The following is a 22,452-nucleotide window of genomic DNA, read 5'->3' on the forward strand; positions in this document are numbered from 1 at the left end:
CCCGCACGTGGTCCGGACGCCTGACGGCTTCCCGCCGCGCGTGATCGTCTTCGCGGCGTTCCGGCGGTTCTTCCTCAGGGGCGTGGAGGAAGAACCGATCAGGGGCTGGGCGAGGGGGCGTCGGCCCCGTGGGAGGAATACCGTTCGCCGTGCCAGGGGAGTGTGACCGGCTCTTCTGGAATATCCCCGCTGAGCAGGCGCCGCATCAGGTCCGCGAGGTTGAACGGGGTGACCCGATCACGGGTGGTGCGCAGCTCGGGCAGTGTCCACCAGCGGTGGGAGACCATCATGGCGCGCTCGAACTCCTCCTGCCCGGAGGTGTCGATCTCCGCCGAGTCGACGCGGAGGAAGAAGAACGAGTCGGTCGCCAGGTAGGTGGTTTTGTCACCTCTCCAGTGCCCGGTGGTGACGGCCACCACCGGCCCCAGGTGCTCGGGAGGAACGACCAGCCCGGTCTCCTCCCGGAGCTCCCGGGAAGCCGCGACGGGGAGGGACTCCCCGGCCGCGACGCCTCCCCCCGGGGTGAACCAGGCGAGCTCGGCGCGGCGCTCGCCCTCACCGCGGCCCTGAAACAGCAGCAGGCGGTCCAGCGAGTCGGTGAGGAGAATCCGGGCGGTCGGCCGGGGCACGGGGATCGTCACGCTCGTGATCGTAACCTCGTTCCCAGCCCGGCGGCCTGCCTACGGCGCCAGGAGCTCCACCGCGCCGCGTCCGCCGTCGACGCGGATCCTGTCGCAGGCGCACGGTCGCGGTGCCGATGCCGGTCACGGCCGGTGATCACGGGTGAGACGGCCGACGATCCCCCTCGTCCTGCGGGAATGGAACAGCGGCTCGACATCCGAAGACCGAACGCTGAGAGCGCTCTCTGACTTTTTCACAATCAGGCCTTGACCCGAGTTAACCTTCGCGTAACAGTGACATCAATCGGTCTTTACGCTGCAGCGACGTTCGGCCGTTCCCCTCGTTCGCCTTGTGAGAGGTTACGAATGAGTCACCCCCCAACAAGAAAGCGCTCTCTCGGGTGGATTTCGATCATCATCGCGGCCCTGGTGCTGCCGATGGTCGCGATCACCGCCTACGCCGCGGTTCCCCCGACCCCCTCCGGGTGGTCCCTGGTCTGGAGTGACGACTTCAACGGCGGTTCCGGGTCGCTTCCCTCCTCCGCCAACTGGATCGTCGACACCGGCCACGCCTACCCCGGAGGCCCCGCCAACTGGGGCACCGGTGAGGTCCAGAACTACACCGCCAGCCCGTCCAACCTCAGCCTCGACGGCGGCGGAAACCTGCGCATCACCCCCATCAAGAGCGGGACCGAGTGGACGTCGGCCCGTATCGAGAGCCGCCGCGCCGACTTCAAGCCCGCCGACGGCCGCGTCCTTCGCATCGAGGGACGGATCCAGATGCCCAACGTCACCGGCAGCGCCGCGCTGGGTTACTGGCCCGCGTTCTGGGCGCTCGGGGCTCCGTACCGGGGCAACTACTGGAACTGGCCCGGCACCGGCGAGTTCGACATCATGGAGAACGTCAACGGGATCAACTCCGTCTGGGGCGTGCTCCACTGCGGGGTGAGCCCCGGCGGTCCCTGCAACGAGACCACCGGAATCGGTACCAGCAGGACCTGTCCCGGTGCGTCCTGCCAGTCGGCGTTCCACACCTACCGCTTCGAATGGGACCGCAGCGTCAGCCCGAACCAGCTCCGCTGGTATGTCGACGGGCAGCAGTTCCACAGCGTCAGCCAGGCCCAGCTCGACGCCGGGACCTGGAACGCCATGACCGGCCACCAGGGCTACTTCCTCCTGCTCAACGTGGCCATGGGCGGTGCGTTCCCCAACGCGCTGGCCGGGCAGACCCCGACCGCGGCCACGGTCTCCGGACGTCCGATGCTCGTGGACTACGTGGCCGTCTGGCAGAGCGGCTCCGGGACCCCGCCCACCAGCACTCCGACACCCCCTCCGGGCGGTGGGGTGGACGCCCGCTCGACCATCCAGGCCGAGCGGTACCAGGCGCAGGCGGGCACGGCGGTGGAGACGACCACCGACACCGGTGGCGGGCAGAACGTCAGCCAGATCGGCAATGGTGACTGGCTCCGCTTCGACGGAGTGAACTTCGGCACCGCGGCGGCGACCCAGTTCAAGGCCCGGGTCGCCTCCGGAGCCGCCGGCGGGGTCAGCGGGCTGGTCCAGGTGCGCCTCGACAGTCCGACGGCCGCTCCGATCGGGGACTTCGCCCTCGGCAACACCGGCGGCTGGCAGAGCTGGCGTACGGTTCCCGCCAACATCGCGGGGGTGACCGGGACCCACACGGTCTACGTCACCTTCACCAGCGGGCAACCCGCCGACTTCGTCAACCTCAACTGGATCACCTTCGGCAACTGACCCTCCCGCGGCCCGCGCGTCCCGGGGCACGGCATGTGCCCCGGGACGCGCGGGCCGTACCCCGGAGGTCCTGTCCCGGGGATCGGCTGCCGCCGCGCCCCGGGGCTACACCCCGGAGGGTTTCGTCCGAGGGGTCGGCCGCCGCCTGGCCTTACGCCGTGCCGGTTCGTCGGCGCACGTGGCCGGGGAACCTCAGCCGGTGATGCGCATGAGGGAGACGCGGTCGCCGCTGACGGTGAAGGTGAAGTCGGAGGGGCCGTTGAAGCCGCGCCCGCCGACATCGGCCGAGACGGTGACCGTGGCCCCGGTCTGGCGTACGGCGGTGACGGCCAGGCTCACGTCGACCCCGATGAACTCCTCGTCGCTCCAGCTGCGAATCGCCTCTCGCCCGCGAAACTCCCGTCCCCAGTCGTCGACGGCGCCCTCGTCGGTGAAGGAGCCGAGGAAACCCTCGGTGTCTCCGGAGTTGGCGGCGTCGATGGCTCGCTGGACGGCGGGATGAGTGGTCACGGAGTCCTTCTTTCGATAGAGGCCGCGCTCGGTGGAGAGACGCGGGGCGATGCGGGCTCGGCCTCATGGCCCGACCTCTGGGGATCCGAGTCTGCCATGCCCTGCGTCAGGCCGACGGCCGGGTGGAGCGGTGGGCACACACGCCTGGATGAGCCGTTGCGCGATGCTGGATGTCTGTTTTGAGAAGGTGCGTGAGGCCGACGTCACGACCGGGCAGCGGCGGCCACCGGGGGCGGAGCCGTGCGGCGTGGTCGCCGAGCCGGTCCTTCTCCCCGGTCGGGCTGCGAAAACCTCCCGGCGGCGGGCCATGCGAGAGCCGCCTCCGGTGTGACTTCGGCCCCTTGACATGATGCGTAGTTCACATATATCCGTTATTTTAGTAACAAATATGGCGAGCGTTGCCCACTGTTGATCGGTATCGAGCATGACGGTGGACGGCGCATCCCCCGCGAAAGGTTGACCGTGCCCCTCCCCTTGTTGTCCCTTCAGCTCTACAGCGTCCGGAATGCCCTCGAAGAGGATCTTTCGGGCACGATCGCCAGAGTCGCCGAGGTCGGCTACCGGCAGGTCGAGTCCTCGTACAAGTTGTACTCCCGCGGCCCGGAGTTCCTCGACGCGGTGCGCGCCAACGGCCTGACCTCACCCACGATGACCTCGTCGCTGATAGACGTCGATCTGGACGCGGTGTTCTCCGCGGCGAACGAGCTCGGCGCGAACACGGTGGTGGACACGTTCGTGCCTGAGCAGTTCTGGAGGACGGAGGCCGATGTCGCTCGCATCGCCGACCACCTGAACACGGCGGCGGAGAAGGCGGCGGACTACGGCCTGCGGGTCGGTTACCACAACCACTGGTGGGAGCTGGAGCGGAAATTCGCCGGTCGCACCGCGCTGGAGACCCTGGTCGACCGGCTCCGTCCCGAGGTGGTGCTGGAGGTCGACACCTACTGGGTCGCGGTGGGGGGAGAGAACGTGCTCGACCTGCTGGGCCGCCAGACCGACCGGGTACGGTACCTGCACCTGAAGGACGGCCCCGTCAACCACGAGAACACCCAGCAGCTGCCGGCGGGCCAGGGCAAGATGCCCATCCCCGAGATCCTCGACGCGGTGCCGCACCTGGAGGTCGGGGTGGTCGAGTTCGACGAGTACTCCGGGGACATCTTCCAGGGGATCGCCGCGAGCTTCGCCTACCTCAACCCGAGGGTCACGGCATGAGCGCGTCGGGCCCGATGGGCGTCGGCGTCATCGGCGCCGGGAAGATCAGCGACCAGTACCTGGAGAACCTCACCCGCTTCCCGGATGTGGAGGTCCGCATCGTCGCGGACCTCTACCCGGAACGGGCCGCCGAGCAGGCCGCGGCCTACGGGGTGCCGGAGTCGGGACTCCCCGAGCAGGCGTTGCAGCACCCCGATGTGGAGATCATCGTCAACCTGACGATCCCGGCCGCGCATGCCGAGGTGTCCATGGCCGCGCTCGACGCGGGTAAGCACGTGTGGACGGAGAAGCCGTTCTCGCTGGACAGGGCCTCCGGACAGCGGCTGCTGGAGAAGGCGGAGAGCGCCGGCCTCCGGATCGGGGGAGCGCCGGACACCTTCCTCGGCGCCGGCCTGCAGACGGCCCGGCGGATGATCGAGCGGGGCGACATCGGCGTGCCGCTGACCGGGCTCACCCTGTTCGAGGTGCCGGGGCCGGTGGACGACCACCGCAACCTCGAGGTGCTGCTCTCGCGCGGCGCGGGCCCGCTGTGGGACATGGGACCGTACTACCTGACCGCGCTGACCCAGTGCTTCGGCTCGTTCCGCTCGGTGGTGGCGGCCGGTCGCATCGCCCGGCCGACGCGCGTCCTTCAGGTCGGGCCCAAGACCGGGCAGGAGATCACCGTGCAGGTCCCGACCCATGTCAGCATCATCGCCGAGTTCGAGTCCGGGCAGAGCTCGACGAGCGTGCTGAGCTGGGACTCCCCGCACCGCCGCGTGGGCCATGTGGAGATCGTGGGTTCGGAGGCGACGCTGTCGATCCCTGACCCGAACCACTTCGACGGGGACCTCCACATCCGGCGCGCCGGCGACGACGACTGGACGACCGTACCGGCCGTGGGCCCGGTGGGTGGTCGCGGGCTCGGCACGCTGGACATCGCCCGTGCCGTGCGGGCACAGGTGCCGCACCGGGCCTCCGGCCGGTTGGCCTACCACGTGGTGGACACGATGGCCGCGGTCTCGGAGTCGATCGAGCGCGGGGAGGCCGTGTCCGTGCGGAGCTCGGTCCCGGCGACGGAGACCGTCGGCGAGGACTGGGACCCCTACCTCAAGACCCTCTGACAAGACGCGAACGGCGCCCGCCGGGGACGGGCGCCGTTCGCGTTTCCGGTGTTCGGTGAGGAATCAGCCCCGCTGAGCGTGGAGCGTCTCGATGATGCGGATGGCCGCGAGCGCGTCCCGGGGATCCACGGGGAGCGGGCCGCGACCGGACAGCGCCTCGGCCAGGGTCGCGTAGAACCGCCGGTAACCGCCGCGTTCGGTCGGCACCGGCCTGTCGTCACCGTCACGCCCGAGCCTGCCGTAGGACTCGGCCGGCTCCACGCCGAAGCCCTCGTCCACGGAGGACATTCCGGCTGCGAGCTGCGACTCCTGCGGATCCAGCCCCCACTTGCCGTAAGCGGACTCCGAGCCGAGCACCCGGAAGCGGAATCCGCGCCGCGCGACCAGGCTGCTCATCGCCAGGTGCGAACGGACCCCTGACGTGTGGGTGAGCGCGATGAAGCTGTCGTCGTCGTTGACGGCGTTCTCCCGATGGCGATCAAGCTCGCCGTACGCCTCCGCGACCGGCCCGAACAGCTGCACGGCCTGGTCGATGAGGTGGGTGCCCAGGTCGTAGGCGACGCCGCCGCCGTCGCGGCCGGCGGTGCCGCTCTTCCAGGCCGGCCGGGGCCGGGGGTTGAGCCATTCGAACCGGGACTCGAAGCGCCAGACCTGTCCGAGCTCGCCCTCCTCGATGAGCCGCCGGACGGTCAGGAAGTCGCCGTCCCACCGCCGGTTCTGGAACACGGTCAGGGGCACCCCGCGGCTGTCCGCGAGCGCGATCAGCCGTTCGGCGTCGGCGGCCCGGACGGCCAGCGGCTTGTCGACCACGGTCGCCAGGCCTCGCTCCAGAGTCCGCTCCGCGAGCTCCACGTGGCTCGGGGTCGGCGAGGCGATCACCACAAGGTCGAACTCGTCCGCCGCGAGCAGTTGGTCGACGCCGGCAAGGATGCGGGCATCGGGGTAGCGCTCGGCCGCCGCGCGCGCCCGGCCCGGGTCGCCGGTGACGATGCCGCGCAGGGCGTACGCGGGGTCGGCGCTGATCAGCGGCGCGTGAAAGACGCTGCCGGCCAGGCCGTACCCGACGATGGCGGTGCGGATCCGTGCGGGGGCCATCAGATCCGCCCTCCCACGTGTTCCTTGACGAGCCGGCCCACTTCGCCGCCCACCGGGGTGCCGGTCCGGCCGGCGAAGCTCGCCACGATCCGCTGGCAGTCCAGGATGTCGGCCCTGCCGGCGTGCAGGCCGGATCGGGGCTCCAGCCCGTCGCGGACCATGGCGTGAAACGCCTCCAGCTGGGTCTCGAACGCCTCGGTGATGCTGCGGCGCAGCACCCTGTGCTCCGCGTCGCCGTCCAGCGTGGTGGTGACAAGCTCCGTCGGCGCGTGCAGGAGGTAGGGGGAGGGGAAGGTCAGCTCCACCGTGCCCCGCCCGTGCACCACCCGTACGGTCTCCCGGTAGGCCGGAAAGTCGGGCAGGTAATGCCAGGAGAGGCTGAACCGGCCACCGGCGGCGAGCGTGCCCGTGGCGGAGATCGACGGCGGATGCTCACCGAAGGACTTCCGGTCGCGACCCACCTCCCGCCGGGTGTGCCGGGAGCTCTGCCGCCAGATGTCGGCGAAGTCCACCGTTGCGGGCGGCGAGTCGAAGCTCCTCAGGATCGACAGGTCGTGCGCGAGGCTGCTGACCAGCGCGCCGCGGTAGGCACGCCACAACGCCTCGTCGGCGTCGCCCACCGCGTCGCGCCGGAGGGCCTGGTCCGCGGCGTCGCCCTCGGCCAGCACCTGCGGAGGCAGCGGCGAGCCGGGACCGATCACCCGGGCGAAGTCCAGCTGGGACGCTCCGGTGGGATGCAGCACGGTCGCCTCGATGCTGCGGATGTCGTCGACGTCCGCCAGCAGCCGCGCCGCTTCGATGACCGCGGGGTCGTACTGCTTCATGTAGCCGAGCAGGATCGCCGGGTGCCCGAGATCGGGTTCGGCGGCGATCAGGTCGTCGACCTCGGCCGTGGTGAAGGCCAGCGGTTTTTCGCAGAACACCGGCAGACGACGGGCGAAGACGGCCCGGACCGCCGACGCGTGTGAGCCGCGGGACAGGATCATCACGGCGTCGATGCCACCGGCGTCGAGCATGTCGTCGAGACCGGTGAAGCGCCGGGACTCGGCGATGCCGTATCGCCGGCCCATGGCGTCGGCGACCTCGGAGGAGAGGTCACAGATGCTTGCGATGGTGTACAGGTCGGGCCGCTTCGCCAGGAGCGGCAGGTGGACCGCCTGGGCGACCGCACCGAGCCCGAGGATCCCCATACGGATGGGTGACGGGATCACGCCGTTGGCCTTTCAGCTCGTCGTCTTGTTGGTCTGAGTCCCGAAGGGCATCCGCAGCGCGGATTTGATGTTGTGCCCCTGCTGCATCGCGGAGAACGCCTCCTCCCACTGCTCGATGGCGTACACGCCGCCCAGGACCAGCTCCGGACGCAGCTTGTCCTGGCTGAACAGGCGCAGCACGTTCTCCCAGGTGCTCCAGGTGTGCGAGTAGCACCCGTAGAGGGTCACGGCCTTCTTGACCAGCGGGTCCAGGGTGAAGTCGAGAGGCTGCGGTCCCCAGCCCACCTTCGCGATCGCCCCCGCGGGGCGGACGAGCTCCATGCTCTGCCGCAGCGCGGCGCTCACTCCGGTCGCGTCGACCACCAGGTCGGCGCCGAGCCCGTCGTGCAGTTCCGAGACCACCTCGGCCGGGTCCTGCCGGGTGATGTCGACGACGTGGTCGGCGCCGAGCTGCTTCGCCTTGTCCAGCCGGTGGGCGTCGATGTCGGTGCCGAGCACGACCGTCGTGGCCGCGCCGCGGAGGATGGCGATCTGGAGGGCGAGGGTTCCGATCGCCCCGGCCCCCTGGATGACCACCAGGTCCCCGGGGTTCACGGTCGCGCGTTCGACCACCGCGTTGTACGCGACCGCGTAGGGCTCGCACATGGACGCGGTCTCGAAGCCGATGTTGTCCGGAATCCTGTGCAGCACACGGGGTTCGGCCACCAGATACTCGGCCATCGCCCCGTCACGCTTGAGTCCGTAGCCCTCACGCCACGGGCACAGGTTGTAGCGGCCGCTGCGGCACAGGGAGCACACGCCGCAGATCGACGCGGCGGTCTCGCACACCACGCGATCTCCGGTGGACCATCCGGTCACACCCTCGCCGACGGCGGCGATGACACCGGCCGACTCGTGCCCGAGGACGACCGGCAGCACGCCCTTGGAACTCTTGCTCTGCGTGTTGTGCCACATGTGGATGTCGGATCCACACACCCCGACGGTGTGCACCCGTACGAGGACCGTCCCCGGTCCGGCCACCGGCTCGGGAACATCACGAACCTCCAGTGCGCCGTCGGTGTTCGCGTATTTGACCAACGCCTTCATCAGCGATCTCCAGCTCGTAGCTTCGTCGATCGAGCGGTGGGGCTTCCGGAGCACTCGGGATGGTCCTCCAGAGTGCTGACGGGCGCAAAGAATGCTCGCTCCCGCCCAACAATAGTTCAGAATCTGGTCAAAGTCTGTATGCTATCTCCCACACTTTGGTGTTAACGTACCGATTTAGATAGTGAGTCGTTAGGAGCGGCCGTGAGGATCGCAGCGTTCCCGAAGGGCGACCTGGAGCAGATGGTGATCCGGCGCACCAAGTCCATCTTCGAGTGGATCGACGAGGCCCGGACACTCGGGGTCGACGGACTCGAACTTCACACCGGGTTCTTCTGGTCCACCGCCGAGGACGAGGTCCGGCGCATCGGCGATGCCATCGCGGCCGCCGGCTTCCAGATGCCGATGATGTGCGCCTCGCCCGACTTCACCCATCCCAACCCTGACGTCCGGGCGCGGGAGATCGACGGTCAGGCCGAGTTCATGCGCATCACCGCCCTGCTCGGCGGCCCGGGGGCCACCTGCCGCGTGCTCAGCGGGCAGCGCTACCCGGAGGTCCCCGTCGAGCAGGGCGTGCGGTGGGCGGCCGAGGCGATAGGAGAACTCCTCCCGCTCGCCGCCGAGCTCGGCATCACCCTGGCCATCGAGAACCACTACAAGGCCAGCACCTGGACCTACCCTGAGCTGGCGCAGTCGCCGGACGTCTTCCGGGCCCTGGTCGACAGCATCCCCGACCGCGTCCATTTCGGGGTGCAGTACGACCCCTCCAACGCGATCACCGCGGGCGTCGACTCGGCCGAGTTCCTCCAGAGCGTGATCGACCGGGTGGTCACCATGCAGGCGTCCGACCGCTTTCTGGAGGCCGGCACGACGCTGGACGACCTGCGCCAGGCCGACGGCACCATCGGATACTCGCCGGCCCTGAAGCACGGCGTCATCGGGCAGGGGCTCAACGACTACGACCGCATCTTCACGATCCTGGTGGACGCCGGTTACGACGGCTGGATCAGCATCGAGGACGGGGTCAACGGCATCGACGAGCTACGCGCCTCGGCGGACTTCCTCCGAGAGGCTCGCGACCGCTGGTTCGGTGGGTCGACGGCGGTTCGGGTGCGCAGCCACGAGGCTGCCAAGAGCGCGGCCGGTCACACCGGCTGAACCGCCGGACCCGCCCGACGCGGCGGGAACATCCGGCGGCAGAGACGGGAACACCCGGAAACAACAGGGAGGGACAGCATGAGTACGTCGATCCGAGGTCTGCGACGATCCGATCTGACCCATGGCATCGTGCAGGTTTCGCTCGATCTGAAGACCCTCGACGACGGGCTGCGCATGGCCGCGATCGCGGTCGAGGCCGGTGCCGACTGGCTGGAGATCGGCACCCCGCTGGTGATGGCGGAGGGCGTCCGTGCCGTGCGCGCCCTGCGCAAGGAGTATCCGGACCATCCGCTGGTGGCCGACCTGAAGATCATGGACGGCGGATACGGCGAGACCACCATGTACGCCGAGGCCGGCGCCGATGCGGTGGTCGTGATGGGCCGCGCCCACGACGCGACGGTGCAGCGGGTCTGCGAGGCGGGGGAGGCCCACGGAATTCTGGTCATGGGCGATGACATGGGCGCCGACGACCGGGTGGCCGAGGCGAGACGACTGGAGGACCTCGGGGTCGGCATGGTCATCCACCACATCGGCCATGACCACCGCAGCATGCACCGGGAACTGAACCTGTCCCCGCTCACGGATCTGCCCGGCATCGTCGCCGCGACCACCGTTCCCGTGCAGGCGGTCGGAGGGCTCTCCATCGACCAGGCGGTCGGCTGCCCGGCCATCGGCGCCGGAGTCGTGGTGTTCGGCGCCCCGCTGGCCATCGACGACGAGACGTCGTTCACCATCCCGGAACGTGATCTGCCCCGGATCCTCGGAGAGGCGATCGCTCGCGTGCACGCCACCCCGGTAAAGGGATGACCGCCCCGGCCGGTGTCGCTTTCCAGCGGCTGCATCACGCCACCTTCACCATGCCGGTCGGCGAGGAGAAGCGGGCCCGCGCCTTCTACGGCGGTGTGCTCGGTATGACGGAGGTGCCGAAGCCGTCGACCATGCGGCCGATCGGCTGCTGGTTCCGCCTCGGAGGCGTGGAGATCCACGGGTTGCCCGAGGAGGATTTCCGGCCGAACCGGCTCGGCCACCCGGCGATCCTGGTCGACGACCTGGACGCGCTCGCCGCCCGGCTGGCCGAGCACGGCGTCGCCGTCGAGACCGACGACCGCTTCCCGGCGCATCGCCGCTTCCACACCTACGACCACTTCGGCAACCAACTCGAATTCCTGCAGCCCGATCCCCGAGCGGACCCGGCCAGGTGAAGGAGACCTGATGTCAACCCGTCCCGTGACGCTGTTCACCGCGCAATGGGCAGACCTGCCTTTCGAGGAGGTGGCCCGGCTGGCGAGCGAGTGGGGTTTCGACGGCCTGGAGATCGCCTGCAAGACACAGCATCTGGATGTGGACCGGGCGCTTGAGGACGAGAGCTATCTGAACTCCCGGCGAGAGATCCTGGACCGTTACGGGCTCGGCGTCTGGGCCCTGTCGAACCACGCCCAGGGCCAGGTGATCTGCGACGACCCGCTCGACTTCCGCCACGAACCCATCGTCGGCCCGCGAACCTGGGGAGACGGCGACCCGGACGGAGTCCGCGCCCGGGCGACCGAGCAGGTCAAGCGGACCGCCATCCTCGCCCGTAAGCTCGGTGCGTCGGTGGTCACGGGATTCACCGGCTCGAAGATCTGGCGCTACGTCGCGATGTATCCGCCGGTCTCCCAAGAGGTGATCGACGACGGCTACGCGGACTTCGCCGCCCGGTGGAACCCGATCATGGATGTCTTCGACGCGGAGGGCGTGCGCTTCGCCCTCGAGGTTCATCCGAGCGAGATCGCCTACGACTACTGGACGACGGTGCGGACCCTGGAGGCGATCGACCGCCGCGAGGCCTTCGGGATCAACTGGGATCCGAGCCACATGATGTGGCAGGACATCAACCCGTCCAACTTCATCGTCGACTTCGCCGACCGGATCTACCACGTCGACTGCAAGGACACCAGGATCCGCGCGAAGGACGGCCGGGTGGGCCGGCTCGGTTCCCATCTCGCCTGGGGAGATCCCCGGCGCGGCTGGGACTTCGTCTCCGCCGGCCACGGTGACGTGCCCTTCGAGGACTCCTTCCGCGCCCTGGAGTCGATCGGCTACACCGGGCCGATCTCCATCGAGTGGGAGGACGCGGGAATGAGCCGGATGCACGGCGCGCCGCAGGCGCTCGCCCTGGTGCGGTCCCTGCTCTGGGAGCAGCCTCACGCCCGCTTCGACACGGCCTTCACCCAGAGGTGACGTCCGTCCGGCCATGCGGCCGGAACGCATAAGGCCCGGCCGTACGGCCGGGCCTTACTGCTTGAATCAACGTGCCGGGTCCTACGGTTTGAACACGACCAGCTTGTGGTGCAGCAGTTCGTCGATCGCGTACTTGACGCCCTCGGTGCCCTGCCCGGAATCCTTGACCCCGCCGTAGGGCATGTGGTCGGCGCGGTAGGACGGGGGCATGTTCACCAGCACGCTGCCCGCCTGTGCGCGGGCCGCGAACCCCATGGCCTCGCCGAGGTCGCCGGTGTAGATCGAGGAGTTCAGCGAGTAGCGTGAGGAGTTCACGCCGCGGATCGCCTCGTCCAGGTCGTCGACGACGAGCACGCTCGCGACGGGGCCGAAGGCCTCCTCGCAGACGAGCACGTCTCCCGGATCGACGTCGGTCAGCAGGGTGGGCTCCAGCACCCCGTCGATCACGTCGCCGCCGGCGAGCAGCCGCGCGCCGGCGGCCACCGTGGCATCGATCGAGCCTTTCAGCTTTGCCGTCGCCTCGGTGGTGATGAGCGGCCCGACCACGGTGGCGTCATCCCGCGGATCGCCGTACCTCACCGTCTTGAACCCGTCGCCCAGCAGGGCGAGGAATCGATCGGCCACCCCGCGGGTCACGTACAGCCGCTGCAGCGAGACACAGGCCTGCCCCGAATTGGCCAGGGCCGCGGTCATCGCGTCGGCGGCCGCGCGCTCCAGATCGGCGTTGTCGGTGACGACCATGGCGGTGTTCGAACCCAGCTCCAGCACGTGCAGCTTCTGGGGCGACCTCGCCTTGAGGTCCCAGCCCACCCGGCTCGATCCGGTGAAGGTGATCACCGCGACCCGGGGGTCGTCGAGCCACGGCTCCACGACGTCGGCGGGCGTGCCGGTCACCAGGTTGAGCCACCCCGCGGGAAGGCCCGCCTCCGCGAACACCTCCACCAGCAGGCCGGCGACCAGCACCGCCCTGTCGGACGGTTTGAACACCACGGCGCATCCCGCCGCGAGCGCCGGCGCGACCTTGTGCAGCACCAGGTTGAGCGGGAAGTTGAACGGGGTGACGGCCGCGGCGATGCCTCGGGCCTCGGGCACCGTCAGCGCGATGGTGCCGGCCCCCGACTCGATGGCGTTCAGCGGCACCGCCTCACCGGCCAGCCGCCTGGTCTCCTCCGCCGCCCAGCCGAGCGTCTGCACCGCCCGGTCCACCTCACCGCGCGCGGCGGTGATCGGCTTTCCGGTCTCCGCGGTGATGGACCGGGCGAACTCCTCGCCGCGCCGCTCAAGGAGCTGCGCGGCGGTCGCCAGGATGCGGGCACGTCGCGGCACGGGCAGCCCCCGCGCCATGGCCCGCTCGGCCGCGTCGACGGCACGGACGGCGTGCTCGGCCAGGCCCACCGCGACCGTGCCGATCTGCTCGCCCGTCCAGCGGTTGCGAACCGGGCGTCGATCCGCACCGGCGACCCAGGCCCCGTCGATGTACAGCAACTGATCGCAATCCACCATGGTCTAGCTCTCGCTCCCGTCTCCGGTGCCGGCATGTTCGCCGTACTGTTCCTCGATGTTCCTGCGCACCGTTTCCGCGAACGCGGTCGTCGACGCGTCCCCGCCCAGATCACGGGTGCGAACGCCCTGTGCCAGCGTGGCCTCGAAGGCGGCGACCAGGTGTCCGGCGGCCGCGGGATGTCCCAGGGCGTCCAGCATCATCGCGCCGCTCCAGATCTGGCCGATGGGATTGGCCACGCCCTGCCCGGCGATGTCCGGCGCCGATCCGTGGACCGGCTCGAACATCGACGGGTGCCGGCGCTCGGGGTTCAGGTTGGCGCTCGGTGCGGATCCGATGGATCCGGTGATCGCGCCGGCCAGGTCGGAAAGGATGTCGCCGAACAGGTTGGAGGCCACGATCACGTCGTAGCGGCCCGGGTGCAGCACCAGGCTCGCGGCGAGTGCGTCGATGAGCTCGCTGCGTAGCTCGACGTCGGTGAAATCGGCGAGCACCTCCCGGACGACCTCGTCCCAGAACGGCATCGTGTGCACGATGCCGTTGCTCTTCGTGGCCGAGGTGAGACGCCCGTTCCGGCCCGCGGCGAGCCGGGCGGCGTACCGCGCCACCCGCTCCACACCGCGCCGGGTGAAGACCGACTCCTGTACGGCGAGCTCCTCGGCCAGGCCGCGGTTCATCCGCCCGCCGATCTCTGAATACTCGCCCTCGTTGTTCTCGCGTACGACGACCAGATCGATCGGGCCGGAGTCGGCGAGGGGGGAACGCACGCCCGGCAACGTCTTCACCGGACGGAGGTTGATGTACTGCTCGAACCGGCGCCGGATCGGAATCAGCAGGCCCCACAGGGTCTCCACATCCGGGATGTCCGGAACCCCGACCGCGCCGAGAAAGATCGCGTCATGCTCGGCCAGGACGTCCAGCCCGTCGACCGGCAGCATCCGGCCATGGGCACGGTAGTAGTCGGAGCCCCAGTCGAGATGGTGCCAGTCGAAGTCCAGCCCGTGCAGATCCGCCAGCAGGTCGAGGCAGTCGATGGCCGCCGGCATCACCTCCTGGCCGATGCCGTCTCCCGCGATGACCGCGATCCGATGGCGGCTCATGAGACGGCATCGGCCGTGACGCCGATCTCCTGGGGCACGGCCGTCACCGTCACCACGTCCACGTCCTGCTGTTCCAGCATGCGCTGCTGTTCCTCGGAGATGCCGTCGTCGATGACGATCCGGTCGATGGCCTCCCAGTCGCAGATCTTCACCATCGCCGAGGCGTAGAACTTGGAGGAGTCCGCGAGCAGCACGACCCGCTCCGCGACCTCGATCAACGCGCGTTTGGTGATGGCGTCGAAACCGTTGCCGCAGAAGGCGCCCCGCTCCCCGACGCCGCTCGCGGCGAGGAAGAGCGTCTCCACCCGAAGGTTGGAGATGGCCGCGAGGGTGGCCGGTCCGTCGAAGGACAGCGACTCCGGGTGTAACAGCCCGCCCAGACACATGACCTCCGTGCCGGCACGGCCGATCAGGCTCGACACGACGGGGAAGGAGTGGGTGACGACCGTCACGTTGCGGTCGGGCGGCAGCAGTTCGGCCACCTGGCGAGCCGTCGTTCCGGCATCGATGGCGATCACCGACCCGACGCCCACCATCTCGATCGCCTCAAGCGCGATGGCCCGCTTGGCGTCGGCCATCTTCATGTCTCGCAGACGGTAGTCGCTGCCCTCCATCTCCTGCTTGGACAGCGAACCGACACCGCCGCGGAATCCGCGCACCTTGCCCTGCTCGGCCAGTCGCATCACATCGCGCCGGATCGTCATCTCGGACACGGCGAAGGCCTTGGACAGCTCCATGATCGTGCAGTAGCCCTGCTCCCCGATGAACTGCACCAGCCGCTCGCGGCGCTCCGGTGCCGAGGTGTACCGGAAGGTCTCTTCGCTCATCCCCCTGCCTCCTTCGTTCTTACGTCTGACGCCAAGGAACGGGCGACGGTGCGCTGCTGACCCCGTGACCGCAGGGCCTCCGCCACGATGGTGGTCAGCGCGCGCAGCCTCTCCGCCGACCGGCGGGTGAGCGCGTCGAGCGTGTCGGGATCAGCGACCGTATCCTCCCAGATGGCTCGTCCGGCGAGGAATCCCTGAGCGCCGCCCAGGCACGCCTCTCGGAGGCCCGGTGCGAAATCGGGCTGGTTGACGCCGTTGGACAGCACCACCCAGGGGCCCGGGACGATTTCCGTCATGCGTTCGGAGTGCTCCCGGACACGCGAGAGGTCTCCGGGCAGGTAGCCGGGCATCTCCGCCTTGTAGATCGTGCCGCCGAGGGTAGAAAGCTCGCGCGCCGCCTGGAAGATGGCGGCGTGGCGGGCATCGGGACCGTCCCATTCCAGGCCGGCCGCCGGCCGCACGATGGCCTCCACCAGGCTGGGGACCCCCGCGGCGTCGGCGACCTCGAGGAATGACCGGACCAGTCGCACCCGGTCCTCCGCGCCGTCGTCCGGTCGCCAGATGACCAGGAACTTCACCGCGGCGGCTCCGACCCGCCCGATGAACTCGGGAGTGACGAGAGGATCGAGACTCGTGTCGACCACCCCCTGGCCCGGAGGCTGGTCCAGAACATCCGCGGCGAGGATCAGGCTCGACGAGGGGCCAAGGCTGTCGGGCCGGGCGTCGGTGACGGCAAAAGGACGGTCGAGCAGGATCGCCGAAGCCAGCGGTGACAGCACCCGTGTCGCCGTTGCCTTGAACCGGCGCAGAGAGTCGTCGTCGACTTCCAGGCCGTCCACAAGTGGGAACATTCGGCGCAGTGACTCCCGCTGATCCAGCGCCAGCATGGCAAAACCGCCCTGGGCCGATTGCAATGACGCTACCGGCTTCGCTGTCGCTTGATCATCCGGGGCTACGTGGTTCCCAGACATCTCTCTCCGTTCAGGCATATTCATCAATCCACGGTGCAGGCCGCACCGTGGACAGGTATTTTTCGGTCTCGGCGGCATCGGGGATACCGCTTCTGCCGTCGAGGGCCCGGCAGGACAGCGCCGCCACCACGTTCGCCCGCCAGGCCGCCTCCACCAGGGACCGGCCCTCGACCAGCCCGGCCAGCAGCGCGCCGTGGAAGACGTCACCGGCGCCCATGGTGGACACCGGATCGACGGTCACCGGCGGCACGTGTACGACCCGGTCGTTCACGAGCACCTCGCACCCCTCGCCACCAGCGGTCGCCACCACCCGGCGGGCGCCCGCGGCGGCGGCTCGAAGGCTTCCGGTCACGTCCTCGGCGGGGAAGGCGGCACGCAGCGAGCCGACAGTCGGCGAGTACAGGTCGACGTCCCTGAGGTCCAGCCGGGGAATCGGGTTGCCGCCGTCGATGCTCAGCGAGACCTCGTCCGACCCGCCCCGCAGCGCGGCGCGCACGCTGTCGTATCCGGTCTGGTCGACGTGCAGCCACCGGGAGGCGCGGGTCGGTACGGAGCCGGGGTCGGGCGACACCGAGGGCGAGGTGACGATCGACCGGGAGCCGGACGCACGGGACACCATGATCATGCTCTGCGGCGTCCGCACGTCCGGGCGCGTCCGCAGCCAGCGGGTGTCGACTCCCTCGTCCTCCAGGAGTCGTCGGCTGAGTTTCCCGGCGTCGTCGTCGCCGACGACGCCGCAGAAGCCGACCGAGGCGCCGAGCCGGGCGAGGGCGACCGCCGCGGTGGCGGCGGGACCGCCCCCGGCGACCACGAATGGGTCGCCGAGCACACGGTCGTCCTCGGCGGGCATGCGCTCGATCGTGGTGATCGTGTCGACGGTGACGACTCCGACGCAGATGACGTCCAGCGCCATTCTCCTCACCCCTACTTCACCGCACCGGCCGTGAGACCACTGACCAGATATCGCTGCAGGATCAGGAATCCGACAACGATCGGCACGCTCACGACGAGAGCCGCGGCCATGACCTGATTCCAGTAGACATTGGTCTCCGTGGCGTAGCTCTGCATTCCCACGGAGAGGGTCCGGGTCTCGCTGTTCGTCAGTTGCGAGGCGAAGAGGATCTCCCCCCAGCCGGTCATGAAGGCATAAACGGCGACCGCGATGATGCCGGGTCGTGCGGCGGGCAGGATGATCCGGAAAAGCGCACCGAGCGCCGTGGTGCCGTCCACCTTGGCGGATTCGTCGAGAGCGCGCGGAATGCCGTCCATGTAGCTGGCCAGCATCCAGATCGAGAACGGCAGGGTGAAGGTCAGGTACGTGACGATCAGGCCGATCCTGGTCTGATAGAAGAACGTGAACCCGAGACTCTTGTCGATGTTGACGAAAATGATGAACAGCGGCAGCAGGAAGAGCACGCCGGGGAACATCTGCGTCGACAGGATGACCCCGGAGAAGGCACCCCGGCCCCGGAACCTGTAGCGCGAGATGGCGTACGACGCGAAGATCGCGATGACCACGCTGAACAGCGTCGCGACGGTGGTGACCACGAGGCTGTTCACGAAGTACTGGGCCAGCGGCACGGTGGACCACATGTCGACGAAAGGCCTGAACGTCAGATGCCTCGGCCACCACTGGAACTCGCCCTGCACGTCCCGCAGCGGCTTGAGCGCCGAGGTGACCATCACATAGAGCGGCACCGTCGTGAACACGGCGAGAGGGACCAGTACCACCCAGCGGAAGACACGGAACGACAGTTGCTCACGCATGGCGGTTCACTCTCCTGTTCCACAGCGCCCACAGGCTTGAGACGACGACGAGGAAGAGCATCAGCAACACGGACATCGCCGAGCCCAGGCCGAAATTCCAGGTGATGAAAGAACTCGAATAGATGTGCACGGTCAGCAGGTCCGCGGATGGCGGCGGATTGGGGCCGAACAGCACGTACGGGGTGTTGAACTCGCGGAATGTCCACAGGAACAGCAGCAACAGCAGGACGGCGCTGATGGGGCGCATCATGCGCAGCGTGATGTGACGGACCTGTTGCCAGGTGCTCGCACCGTCGATCGAGGAGGCCTCATAGAGCTCTTCGGGAATCGCCTGCATGCCGGCCATCGACATCAGGAACGCGAATGGCCACTGCTGCCAGATCGACACCACGACGAGCGAGATGAACGCGTTGCCGCCGATGAGCCAGAACGGCCGGTCGTTCACGAGGTGGACACCGTCGACCAGTAGCTGGTTGAGCAGCCCGTTGTCCCTCTGGAAGATGAACTTCCACACGATGATGCCGGCGTAGGCGGGCAGTGCGTAGGGGATGAGGAACAGGGTGCGCAGGAAACCGCGACCGCGCGCCATGCGTTGCAGCACGATCGCCGCCGACATCCCGAAGGCGTATGAGGCGCCGACGACGAGGATCGTGAAGCCGAGGGTGACCCCGAAGGACCGGAGCAGTTGCTGACCGATCGGACCGGAGAAGTCCAGCGCGACACTGAAGTTGCCGAGACCGGTGAACGGCGCCGCCGACCAGTTCGTGATGAAGAGCTGGGTGAGCTCGATGAGACTCATGAAGATCCCGACGATCATCGGGAGGACGTGGACGAGTAGTTCGAACGCCACAGCCGGGAGGATCAGCAGGTAGGGCGCCGCCCGTGTCCAGCTGAACCTTTTCATGAGTCGCGGCCGGGCCGCGTGCGGGCCCTGCTCATCTGGCGGCGTCCGTTCGGACCGCCTGGGGAACGTCACTGCCATCTCGTTCTCCTCGGGTTGACGTCGTCCCTGGTGCTGGGCTGACGCGGGACGATGTCAACCCGTGGTTCGGTCGGGTTGTCTGGGACGGATGGATTCAGCTGGCACCCATCTTCTGCTGGGCCTCCTCCAGCGCGGCCTTCACGTCGGCGTCGCCGATGGTGGCTCCGGTCGCCGCCCGCGCGATCAGCGCGACGGCCGCACCGCCGACGTTGGCCTGGAAGGCCTGGATCGCCGGGACGATGGGCAGCGGCTTCGAGTAGTCCGACAGGATCTTCGTGAAGGCGTCCAGCTTCTCCTGGTCATCGGTGAAGGAGGCGGACGCGCCCTTGACCGTGGGCTGGGTGGTGTAGGCCTTGTTGAGGATCTGCTGTTCCTCGTCGCTGGTCATGAACTTCACGAACTGCAGCGCGGCGTCGAGGTTCTTCGTGTTCTTGAAGATGGAGATGTTCGTTCCGGCGACGAAGCTCGAAATCTTGGTGCCGCTCGCGGGCGCCGGGATCGGCACGATGCCGTACTGGTCGGGCTTCATGCCGTTCTGCGTCAGGACGTTGATCCCGGAGGTCTGCGCCATGTACATGGCCGCGTTGCCCCGGGCGAAATCTCCGGCGGCCTGCGCGGAGTCGGTGTACTGCGCGGCGCTCGGGTTCACGACGTGGTACTGGCTGAGCAGGTCGACGTACTGCTTGAGGCCCTTGAGCATCCCCGGGGTGGTGAAGGTCGGCTTGCCGGCCTGGTCGAAGGCCGAGCCGCCGTTCTGCTCGCTGAAGATGTAGGCGAAGTGCATGCTCGCGTTGACGGTCGCGCCGGGGAGGACGATGCCGTACTTCTTCTCAGCGGGCTTGGTCAGCTTCTGGGCGGCCGCGACCAGGTCCTCCCAGGTGGCGGGCGGTTGCAGCCCGGCGTCGGAGAAGAGCTTCTTGTTGTAGTACAGCGCGTACACCTGGCTGTACAACGGGATCGAGGTCGGGGGAGTGCCGGCCACCCCGGAGGCGGCGAAGGCGCTTTCGACAAAACGATCCTTGCCCCCGATCTTCTGCAGGGCGGCGTCGTCGAAGGGGTAGAAGGCGCCGGTCGACTGGAACGTCGCCGCGTTGGTGTTTCCGATGTTGAGCACATCGGGTCCCTGTCCGCTCACCGCGGCGGAGAGGGTGTTGTTGGTGAGGTCGGTCCATGGCACGACCTCCAACTTGACCTTGATGCCGGTCTGCTGGGTGAACTTGTCCAGTTCCGGAGTCAGGATCTGTTTGTCGTTGTCCAGGCTCGCGCCCTGGTTGCTCGCCCAGTAGGTGAGGGTGACCGCGCCGTCGCCGGCACCGGTCCCGCCGCCCGAGTCGGAGTTGCCTCCGCAGGCGGTCAGGGCGGCGGCGAGGAGTACTGCAGAGATACCGGCTGCGAGGGGTTGGGGCTTCATCGCGCCGCTCCTGATGAGTAGGGCAAGCGGGGGGATTTCGCTTACCTTGCCGTTAAGTGTTGCCATTGGAACACTGGCTCAGGGTTGGTGTCAATGGAACATCCTTTGATGTTTTCCAACCAGTCGTTGAATCAAACCAGAGCCTTCCTGTTCCAAGACGACCACCTGTTGTGCGTAGGCGACATGGTTGAGAGGTTGGACATGCGTCGTCCGCCCCGGGGCGGGAGCAGAGGTTGATCGCGATCGTTCCCGCACAAAGGAAGGGAGTTGGCGGCACGGAGGAGAAGGGGAACGGCCGTGTGAAGGGGCGTCAAGCCGAGGGGCACGTCACTCGGCGGTCGTCATCAACGCGGCTGCGCGGCCGGTGAGATCAGGGTTCTCCGACCGGTGAACGGTGAGTCTCGGCCTGATCGGGGAGAGGACTTTCGGGCGCCGGGTCCTTCGCCGCCGTGGAGCCTTTCGACCGGGTCCCCGTGGTGGCGAACGGGGAGTACCGCGGCACCCAGCGCAGCAGCGCGGCCGCGGCCACCACCCCGGTCACGCCCATGGCGGAGATGCCGAGGGCCAGGCTGCCCAGCCCGGCGGCGGCGGAGACGATCAGCGGTCCACCGGCGCTTCCGGAGTCGGCACAGAGCCTCCACACCCCGAGGAACTTCGAGCGGATCGCCGGTGGCGCGACATCCGCGCCGAGGGTCATCAGGATCCCGCTGCCGATCCCGTTGCCGAATCCCATGAGCATCGCGACGACGGTGAACGACACCAGCCCGTGCGTGAGCGGCAACAGGGCCTGGGTCAGCCCGAGTACGAGCATCGACGGGACGGCGATCCACAGCCTGCCCGCGTAGTCCATGATCTTTCCGGAGGGATAGAAGGTCAGGGTGTCCACGAGTCCGACGATCCCGAAGACGATGCTCGTGGTGGAGGGGTTCAGACCGAGATGCTCGGCCCACAGGGGCAGCACCGTCTGCCGGGTGGCGCGCACCGACCCCACGAGGAAAACGGCCAGGCCGAGGGTCAGGAACACCCGGCGGTGCCGCACCATCACCGACCGGACGGAGACGGGCGCGGGCCGGTGTTCCCGTGCCACGGCCGGTTCGGACACGTCGGGCACGAGCAGGACGATCAGCCCGGCGATCACCGCGCAGGCCAGAGCCAGCCAGTAGACGTAGTGCACCGGGCGGTCGTACACCACCGCGGCGCCGAGAAACGGCCCGATGAACGCCCCCACCCGGGACATGCCGCCGAGCGTGGACAGCGCCCTGGCCCTCAGCCCCACGGGGATGACCTCGGTCAGGTAGGACTGCCGGGCCAGGTTGAACACGGCGTTCGTCGACCCGGTGGCGGTGACGGCCAGTGCCAGCTGCCAGAGCGTGGTGGCCATCACGCAGCCCAGAAGCGTCACCACGGCGATTCCGGCGGCGATGAGCATCGCCCTGCGATCGCCCACCCGGGCCGCGAGAGCCCCGGCCGGCACGTCTCCCAGGATCTGTCCCACGCCCAGCAGCGCCAGCAGCAGCCCGGCCGTTCCTATGGAGGCGCCGAGGGTGAGCCCGCTCAGCGCGATCATGGGCATGATCGCGCCCATGCCGATCTCGAAGATCAGGGTGGGGAGGAAGACGGACGGCACCATGCCGGCGAGGGATACCGGTCGGGAACTCACCTGCTCGGGCCTCGCTTTCAGGGTCGCCGGTATCTGGCATTCCCGGCGATCCTATTCGTGGGGATTTTTACGTCATGCCCCGGGCGGGGTGAACGTCGCGACGCGGCGGACCGGGCGCGACCTGCCGTTTCGTACGGATGTCGCGGAGACCGGAATGAATCCGGGCCTGGACGAGCTGTTACACGATGTTGAATGTCCGTTTTGAGAAGGCTCGTGGGGCCAACGCTACGATCGTGCAGGAGTCGCGGGGGCGACTCTTCCGGCCT

21 protein-coding genes are annotated in these 22,452 nt (G+C 68.6%); 7 read left to right on the top strand and 14 right to left on the bottom strand.

Annotation, left to right across the window (positions count from 1 at the left end; translation table 11 throughout):
- Positions 1-98: 98 nt before the first annotated feature.
- Positions 99-641 (bottom strand): NUDIX hydrolase, encoded by a 543-nt coding sequence (locus tag DKM19_RS10670; protein WP_204358746.1) that lies wholly within the window; start codon positions 639-641, stop codon positions 99-101.
- A 345-nt stretch (positions 642-986) separates the two neighbouring features.
- Here DKM19_RS10670 and DKM19_RS10675 point away from each other — a divergent pair, with 345 nt between their 5' ends.
- On the top strand, positions 987-2,375 hold the full coding sequence (locus tag DKM19_RS10675; protein WP_110695563.1) for a glycoside hydrolase family 16 protein: 1,389 nt from the start codon (positions 987-989) through the stop codon (positions 2,373-2,375).
- A 192-nt stretch (positions 2,376-2,567) separates the two neighbouring features.
- Here the strand turns inward: DKM19_RS10675 and DKM19_RS10680 are convergent, their stop codons facing one another.
- Positions 2,568-2,885 carry a nuclear transport factor 2 family protein gene (locus DKM19_RS10680; RefSeq protein WP_089205235.1) on the bottom strand — a complete coding sequence of 106 codons (318 nt, stop codon included), beginning with the start codon at positions 2,883-2,885 and terminating at the stop codon, positions 2,568-2,570.
- Between the two features lie 462 nt (positions 2,886-3,347).
- On the opposite strand from DKM19_RS10680, the gene DKM19_RS10685 reads away from it, so the two are divergent.
- Together DKM19_RS10685 and DKM19_RS10690 are read left to right on the top strand one after the other, a co-directional pair.
- Positions 3,348-4,097: a sugar phosphate isomerase/epimerase gene (locus DKM19_RS10685; protein ID WP_204358747.1), complete on the top strand. Its 750-nt coding sequence runs from the start codon at positions 3,348-3,350 to the stop codon at positions 4,095-4,097.
- Positions 4,094-5,200, top strand: a complete 1,107-nt coding sequence (locus DKM19_RS10690) for a Gfo/Idh/MocA family protein (protein ID WP_110695565.1) — start codon at positions 4,094-4,096, stop codon at positions 5,198-5,200. Before DKM19_RS10685 ends, DKM19_RS10690 begins: the two co-directional genes overlap by 4 nt.
- 63 nt (positions 5,201-5,263) lie before the next feature.
- On the opposite strand, the gene DKM19_RS10695 is transcribed toward DKM19_RS10690, so the two are convergent.
- From DKM19_RS10695 to DKM19_RS10705, 3 genes are read right to left on the bottom strand one after another with little or no spacing between them, the layout of a single operon-like run.
- Positions 5,264-6,295 carry a Gfo/Idh/MocA family oxidoreductase gene (locus DKM19_RS10695; protein ID WP_110695566.1) on the bottom strand — a complete coding sequence of 344 codons (1,032 nt, stop codon included), beginning with the start codon at positions 6,293-6,295 and terminating at the stop codon, positions 5,264-5,266.
- Entirely contained in the window at positions 6,295-7,506 is a 1,212-nt protein-coding gene (locus DKM19_RS10700) for a Gfo/Idh/MocA family protein (RefSeq protein ID WP_162641418.1), read from the bottom strand. Before DKM19_RS10700 ends, DKM19_RS10695 begins: the two co-directional genes overlap by 1 nt.
- A gap of 12 nt (positions 7,507-7,518) precedes the next feature.
- Positions 7,519-8,592, bottom strand: coding sequence for a zinc-binding dehydrogenase (locus tag DKM19_RS10705; RefSeq protein ID WP_110695568.1), 1,074 nt, complete (start codon positions 8,590-8,592; stop codon positions 7,519-7,521).
- A 201-nt stretch (positions 8,593-8,793) separates the two neighbouring features.
- On the opposite strand from DKM19_RS10705, the gene DKM19_RS10710 reads away from it, so the two are divergent.
- The 4 genes from DKM19_RS10710 to DKM19_RS10725 all read left to right on the top strand — a co-directional run bounded on the left by DKM19_RS10710 (position 8,794) and on the right by DKM19_RS10725 (position 11,967).
- Positions 8,794-9,747 (top strand): sugar phosphate isomerase/epimerase, encoded by a 954-nt coding sequence (locus DKM19_RS10710; RefSeq protein ID WP_204358748.1) that lies wholly within the window; start codon positions 8,794-8,796, stop codon positions 9,745-9,747.
- Positions 9,748-9,825: 78 nt separating this feature from the next.
- Positions 9,826-10,554 (top strand): orotidine 5'-phosphate decarboxylase / HUMPS family protein, encoded by a 729-nt coding sequence (locus DKM19_RS10715; RefSeq protein ID WP_110695569.1) that lies wholly within the window; start codon positions 9,826-9,828, stop codon positions 10,552-10,554.
- Positions 10,551-10,949, top strand: coding sequence for a VOC family protein (locus tag DKM19_RS10720; RefSeq protein WP_110695570.1), 399 nt, complete (start codon positions 10,551-10,553; stop codon positions 10,947-10,949). The genes DKM19_RS10715 and DKM19_RS10720 overlap by 4 nt, the downstream gene beginning before the upstream one ends.
- Before the next feature lie 10 nt (positions 10,950-10,959).
- A complete protein-coding gene (locus DKM19_RS10725) occupies positions 10,960-11,967 on the top strand; it encodes a sugar phosphate isomerase/epimerase (RefSeq protein WP_110695571.1) in 1,008 nt (335 codons plus the stop codon).
- 81 nt (positions 11,968-12,048) lie between these two features.
- On the opposite strand, the gene DKM19_RS10730 is transcribed toward DKM19_RS10725, so the two are convergent.
- The 9 genes from DKM19_RS10730 to DKM19_RS10770 all read right to left on the bottom strand — a co-directional run bounded on the left by DKM19_RS10730 (position 12,049) and on the right by DKM19_RS10770 (position 22,186).
- Complete coding sequence (locus DKM19_RS10730) at positions 12,049-13,470, bottom strand: aldehyde dehydrogenase family protein (protein ID WP_110695572.1); 1,422 nt, start codon at positions 13,468-13,470, stop codon at positions 12,049-12,051.
- A gap of 3 nt (positions 13,471-13,473) precedes the next feature.
- Complete coding sequence (locus DKM19_RS10735) at positions 13,474-14,568, bottom strand: tartrate dehydrogenase (RefSeq protein WP_110695573.1); 1,095 nt, start codon at positions 14,566-14,568, stop codon at positions 13,474-13,476.
- Entirely contained in the window at positions 14,565-15,395 is an 831-nt protein-coding gene (locus tag DKM19_RS10740) for a DeoR/GlpR family DNA-binding transcription regulator (protein ID WP_110695574.1), read from the bottom strand. The genes DKM19_RS10735 and DKM19_RS10740 overlap by 4 nt, the downstream gene beginning before the upstream one ends.
- Positions 15,392-16,282 carry a hypothetical protein gene (locus DKM19_RS10745; protein ID WP_162641420.1) on the bottom strand — a complete coding sequence of 297 codons (891 nt, stop codon included), beginning with the start codon at positions 16,280-16,282 and terminating at the stop codon, positions 15,392-15,394. Before DKM19_RS10745 ends, DKM19_RS10740 begins: the two co-directional genes overlap by 4 nt.
- Positions 16,283-16,376: 94 nt before the next feature.
- Complete coding sequence (locus DKM19_RS10750; protein ID WP_110695576.1) at positions 16,377-17,279, bottom strand: carbohydrate kinase family protein; 903 nt, start codon at positions 17,277-17,279, stop codon at positions 16,377-16,379.
- A gap of 11 nt (positions 17,280-17,290) precedes the next feature.
- Positions 17,291-18,133: a carbohydrate ABC transporter permease gene (locus tag DKM19_RS10755; RefSeq protein ID WP_110695577.1), complete on the bottom strand. Its 843-nt coding sequence runs from the start codon at positions 18,131-18,133 to the stop codon at positions 17,291-17,293.
- Positions 18,126-19,115, bottom strand: coding sequence for a carbohydrate ABC transporter permease (locus DKM19_RS10760; RefSeq protein ID WP_110695578.1), 990 nt, complete (start codon positions 19,113-19,115; stop codon positions 18,126-18,128). The genes DKM19_RS10755 and DKM19_RS10760 overlap by 8 nt, the downstream gene beginning before the upstream one ends.
- Positions 19,116-19,209: 94 nt before the next feature.
- Entirely contained in the window at positions 19,210-20,526 is a 1,317-nt protein-coding gene (locus tag DKM19_RS10765) for an ABC transporter substrate-binding protein (RefSeq protein ID WP_110695579.1), read from the bottom strand.
- A 370-nt stretch (positions 20,527-20,896) separates the two neighbouring features.
- Positions 20,897-22,186 (bottom strand): MFS transporter, encoded by a 1,290-nt coding sequence (locus DKM19_RS10770; RefSeq protein ID WP_204358749.1) that lies wholly within the window; start codon positions 22,184-22,186, stop codon positions 20,897-20,899.
- Positions 22,187-22,452: the final 266 nt, after the last annotated feature.

The sequence above is a fragment of the Streptosporangium sp. 'caverna' genome, from assembly GCF_003203775.1.
Taxonomy (GTDB): Bacteria; Actinomycetota; Actinomycetes; order Streptosporangiales; family Streptosporangiaceae; genus Streptosporangium; species Streptosporangium subroseum.